This window comes from Gilliamella sp. wkB18, from assembly GCF_001690875.1.
Taxonomy (GTDB): Bacteria; Pseudomonadota; Gammaproteobacteria; order Enterobacterales; family Orbaceae; genus Gilliamella; species Gilliamella apicola_A.
Genome location: NZ_LZHM01000063.1, coordinates 1 through 5,371, shown reverse-complemented (window position 1 = coordinate 5,371; position 5,371 = coordinate 1). Strand labels below are relative to the sequence as shown.

5 protein-coding genes are annotated in these 5,371 nt (G+C 36.7%); all 5 read right to left on the bottom strand.

Going from position 1 to position 5,371, the window contains the following annotated elements; translation table 11 throughout:
• Positions 1 to 20: 20 nt before the first annotated feature.
• From A9G48_RS06485 to A9G48_RS06465, 5 genes are read right to left on the bottom strand one after another with little or no spacing between them, the layout of a single operon-like run.
• Entirely contained in the window at positions 21 to 905 is an 885-nt protein-coding gene (locus tag A9G48_RS06485; RefSeq protein ID WP_065575973.1) for a putative type VI secretion system effector, read from the bottom strand.
• 16 nt (positions 906 to 921) lie between these two features.
• The gene (locus A9G48_RS06480) at positions 922 to 1,812 is read right to left on the bottom strand and encodes a putative type VI secretion system effector (protein WP_065575972.1); all 891 of its coding nucleotides are present in this window, start codon (positions 1,810 to 1,812) and stop codon (positions 922 to 924) included.
• 30 nt (positions 1,813 to 1,842) lie between these two features.
• Complete coding sequence (locus A9G48_RS06475) at positions 1,843 to 2,727, bottom strand: putative type VI secretion system effector (protein WP_065575971.1); 885 nt, start codon at positions 2,725 to 2,727, stop codon at positions 1,843 to 1,845.
• A 13-nt stretch (positions 2,728 to 2,740) separates the two neighbouring features.
• Positions 2,741 to 4,849: a hypothetical protein gene (locus A9G48_RS06470; protein ID WP_065575970.1), complete on the bottom strand. Its 2,109-nt coding sequence runs from the start codon at positions 4,847 to 4,849 to the stop codon at positions 2,741 to 2,743.
• Between the two features lie 14 nt (positions 4,850 to 4,863).
• Positions 4,864 to 5,304 carry a hypothetical protein gene (locus A9G48_RS06465; RefSeq protein WP_065575969.1) on the bottom strand — a complete coding sequence of 147 codons (441 nt, stop codon included), beginning with the start codon at positions 5,302 to 5,304 and terminating at the stop codon, positions 4,864 to 4,866.
• Positions 5,305 to 5,371: the final 67 nt, after the last annotated feature.

Below are 5,371 nucleotides of genomic sequence, written 5' to 3'. Positions count from 1 at the left end.
AGTATTCCTTATTAATCTTTTTAATAATAAAAAAGATTACTATCATATATTTTGTTTATATAGTTAGTCTTAGGTTTTTGATTATTTGACTTATATTTTCCTTGAAACTTTAATTTCCAACATTTTCTATTGGTAAATTTTCTTAAATCGATCCTTGATATTTTTTTAAAGTTTAAAGCTTTAAAGATTTGCTCGGCTATTTTCACTTTAGTTTTAAAGCTGTCTTTTAATGCTATAAATAAACCGATAATACCAAAAGCACCAAAAACAATGCCAAAAGTACGAAAATTCCTGACAAATCTTATATCTAAAGATAATACCGCATCTAAACCATAGGAATAGATATCAAGGCGAGTAAAAAATAACAATGCTATTGATAAAGTCAAAACAGTACACTTTACGCAAAAAATAAAATAAGCCCAACGCCCTCGAAAACAGTTAGGGCAGACGCTGATGATCCTCTCATCAGGTTTGGCAATAGCATAGAGTTCGTAATGGTCGTTTTGCCATTCGGCAACGACAATTACTTCATCCCCTGGTTGAAACGGGCAATCACCAAGCCAACCACGGTAAATTTCATCGCCAATTTGAACATTAACAAAATTAGCCTCACGTAAAACAGGTTTAGTTTCTGGCAAACCTGTTAAACCAACTTGCCCGCGAAATGTACCAATAATGGCGCCAATTCGTGCTGCTCTATTGGTTCGTTCCATTGTTTCTTGCATATTTTGGTAGGATTCAACTTCAAACGCTTGTTGCTGTGTTTGTAAATCAATGCGTATTATGGTGCCACGAATACAGGTAAATTCATCGCCCCAGCAGGGTAATACTGGGGGCGTTGCGTTGCGTCGCCATGATTTATCGACCATTTGATTTTGAATTTTATAAAAGGTTTTTAGGCTCATAGGTCATAAACTCTTATTATTTTTCGTAATAATATAAAAAATTATCACCTAACCATGTATCGAAAACGATTTTAGGTGTTTGGCTATTTTTCTGGTATTTACCTTGTCTTTTTAATTTTCTAATTTTTTTATTGGTTAATTTTCTTAAATTCATTCTTGATATTTTTTTAAAGTTTAAAGCTTTAAAGATTTGTTCGGCAATTTTCACTTTAGTTTTAAAGCTGTCTTTTAACGCAATAATTAAGCCAATAACAGCAAAAGTGCCAAAAGCAATGCCAGAAGCACGAAAATTCCTGACAAATCTTATATCTAAAGATAATACCGCATCTAAACCATAGGAATAGATATCGAGGCAAGTGAAAAATAAAAGAACTAAGAATAAAGCAATAAAAATTCCTTTTAAGGCATAAATAAAATGTGCCCAACGCCCTCGAAAACAGTTAGGGCAAACGCTGATGATCCTCTCATCAGGTTTGGCAATAGCATAGAGTTCGTAATGGTCGTTTTGCCATTCGGCAACGACAATCACTTCATCCCCCGGTTGAAACGGGCAATCGCCAAGCCAACCACGGTAAATTTCATCGCCAATTTGAACATTAACAAAATTAGCCTCACGTAAAACAGGTTTAGTTTCTGGCAAACCTGTTAAACCAACTTGCCCGCGTAAGGTACCAATAATGGCGCCCATTCGTGCTGCTCTATTGACTCGCTCCATGGATTCTTGCATATTTTGGTAGGATTCAACTTCAAACGCTTGTTGCTGTGTTTGTAAATCAATGCGTATTATGGTGCCACCAATACAGGTAAATTCATCGCCCCAGCAGGGTAATACTGGTGGCGTTGCGTTGCGTCGCCATGATTTATCGACCATTTGATTTTGAATTTTATAAAAGGTTTTTAGGCTCATATTTGTACGCAGTATTCCTTATTAATCTTTTTAATAATAAAAAAGATTACTATCATATATTTTGTTTATATAGTTAGTCTTAGGTTTTTGATTATTTGACTTATATTTTCCTTGAAACTTTAATTTCCAACATTTTCTATTGGTAAATTTTCTTAAATCGATCCTTGATATTTTTTTAAAGTTTAAAGCTTTAAAGATTTGCTCGGCAATTTTCACTTTAGTTTTAAAGCTGTCTTTTAATGCTATAAATAAACCGACAACGGCAAAAATACCAAAATTAAGTGCCATCATAGATATATAGCGTACGTAGTCCTCATCTAAAGATAATACTTCATCAAGGTTATAATAATATATGTATATACCCGTCATTACTAATAGTGCAATCATCAAAGTCATAATAGTGCATTTAAAGCAAAATACAGAATAAGCCCAACGCCCTCGAAAACAGTTAGGGCAGACGCTGATGATCCTCTCATCAGGTTTGGCAATAGCATAGAGTTCGTAATGGTCGTTTTGCCATTCGGCAACGACAATTACTTCATCCCCTGGTTGAAACGGGCAATCACCAAGCCAACCACGGTAAATTTCATCGCCAATTTGAACATTAACAAAATTAGCCTCACGTAAAACAGGTTTAGTTTCTGGCAAACCTGTTAAACCAACTTGCCCGCGTAAGGTACCAATAATGGCGCCAATTCGTGCTGCTCTATTGGTTCGTTCCATTGTTTCTTGCATATTTTGGTAGGATTCAACTTCAAACGCTTGTTGCTGTGTTTGTAAATCAATGCGTATTATGGTGCCACGAATACAGGTAAATTCATCGCCCCAGCAGGGTAATACTGGGGGGGTGGCGTTGCGTCGCCATGATTTATCGACCATTTGATTTTGAATTTTATAAAAGGTTTTTAGGCTCATATTTTTATCGCTCTTAATTTAGGGAATAAGGGATGGTGGTTTTAGGGTAACTATTATTATCGGTATTTAGCCCGATTGTTTCCATAAAAGTGAATTCGTTTAGAAAGTCAGTATCCCAACCAATGTAGGTTAAAAAGTTGTCGGTTTCTTGCTCGACCTTTTCTTGATTTTCGTCAATTTTCATTAGCTTTTTAAAGGCGGTAAGTTCGGTGTTAAAATCGGGCGTTTCTTGCGGTTTGTACATGGTGCCAAAGCGGGTGGCACGTACCCATTTTTGAATATCGTCATCAACAATCAATGTCCAAATAAAATCCACCACCATTAAAATTAATTGTGCCCACCATGCGGCAAAAAAGGTAAAGATTTTCCAGCCAGCCATTGCAATGAATTGCTTGATAACAATTCGACTAGCCAATTTAGGCGACATTTTTAACAGGGCTTTGCTTGTTTTTAAAAACTGACTAATATAGACCATAACACTGGCGCCGTTTAATAGTTTTTCAATATCATCTTGATTATCTTTTCTTGCCTGCGGAATAGCATACATCAACCCAAATATTGATGAAGCCCCGCTAGCTAAATGCCCTGCAACTCTTAACCCTGTTACACGTATTGTGTTTTTAAAGGCAATTGTGTTTGGTTTGATTAACACGTCGATCATCATGCTAACCATGCTTAATGATGCTGCAAGGATCTGGTTGATAAAATCTTCGGAAGTATGATCGTCGGTTTGAATCACTAAGGTGATGATCACCGGTAGCTGAAACACTAATAATACCGCCGATAACCTTGAACCTTTTAAATCACGGCCGAAGGCTTGATTGTTATGGGTTGACCATAAATCGTCAAGTTTTCCTTTCATTAGGATGTCAGCTGGTTTATTGGTTTTTTTAATAATTATTTTTCGTAATATATTATGGGTGTGATTTTTTAGGTAATTGCTAATTAATTGCCCCCGAATGCCTTTTTGCCCCACATTAGGGAAGGAGCCAGACAATGCTTGATTATCATTGTTTAATTTTTTCAATTCTTTGAGCCAAGTCCGACGGACGTAATATTCGTGCATGACACCGTTAACGACTTCTGGCTCAAGTCCTGCTCTTGCCATAAAGACTTTTTGGGCAACAAAATGGTTAATGTTGTCGGTACCTATTCGCATATTGTCGACCACCACATTAATAGGCTTTTTTTTGAAAAACTTGTCAATTAAAATGGAGGCAAGTTTGTCACGCTTATAAGCGAATTTATCAATAAATTTAGCATTGTCATTGGGTTTCTTTTTTTGTAAGTTGGCGTTGATTTCTTGACAGATCGAGGTAAAAGTCGATAAGTTTTTCGGTACATTCAGCAAGGTACGGTGCAATAGCCCTTTGCCGTCTACTTCGCTGTATTTTTGAGCATCGAGTAAAAATTCTTCCAGCTCTTTAATTGCTTCTTTCTGGTTAAAGGCAATTGCGCGCCAAATTAGGTTGGTTTTAGGAATTTCATGCGCTTTTATCCATTCACCTATAATATCATTGCCTATTTTGGTGTCTTGCAAGCCATCAATTGCGGTGACAACCACTCGTTCAAATTCGATTCCGTCATCGGTGTTATTTTGGCTGTAATCATTTAATACATTTAGGTAGTTGTCGCTTTGGATCCATATAAATACATTTTCGCTACGCTGTTCGTGCAACAAGCCTGCTTGTTTCATGATTTGTTCGTATTTTTGGTGATAGGTGTCTCTTAACGGTTGATTAATTCGAGCTTGGTATTTTTTTAATTCTTCTTTTGATATAGTGCGAATTTTGTCGACTTCGGTTTTGTGCATTAATTCGCCTATAGCTATGGTTAATTCTGCATCTTTGCGCAATTTGGCTATAGTTTTAATATAGTCTTTGATATCGTTATTACTTTGCACGCGTTTCATGGCAAGATCTAATCGTCGATAATAGTTCGAGGTAACTCGTGAATCTTTTATCCAATCCTCAAATAGATCACAGCCGTTATTTAGCCCAGCTAGCATTTCGGGTTCAAAGCGATATTGGTTGTAATATTGGTCTCTACGCTTTTGTAGCCAATTTGTACCCTCTGTTTTTCTTATGTCTTCTAGCCAATAATTATTTTTTTCTCTGTGCATTTCTTCATAGATATTTAAATCTTTAAATCGTTCGGTTTATCCCTGTGTATACAGGGAACACTTGAACAACCTGTTAATTGTTGCAAGGTAGTTACACCAACCGAACGAGGAAAATACAAAGCGTGGTATTGAGGCATACGCACGGCATAGGATTGATAGTGATTATCATCAATTTGCTTTACCACCATTTCTACGTAATCGCCGTCTTTAAAGCTTATATGCTCTAATTTTCCTTGTACCTTTTTACGACCGACATAGCATTGAAAACTTTTACCTTCTAGGGTAATGCTACCTGCTGTTAATGCCCCAATTAAAGCTCCGATTGCCTCAAACATGCCCACAATTGCCAAGCCAATTATCGCTAATAGACCGATATCATCAGCGCGTAGCTCTTTCGGGTCATCTTCCACATATAGGTGGCTTACGGTGCCTTTTAATAAGCTGTATTTAGCCATTGGTTTTATCCTGCTGTTCTATTGGTTCTCATTTCCATCTGGGGTAAACCCACGTTCATCAATAACT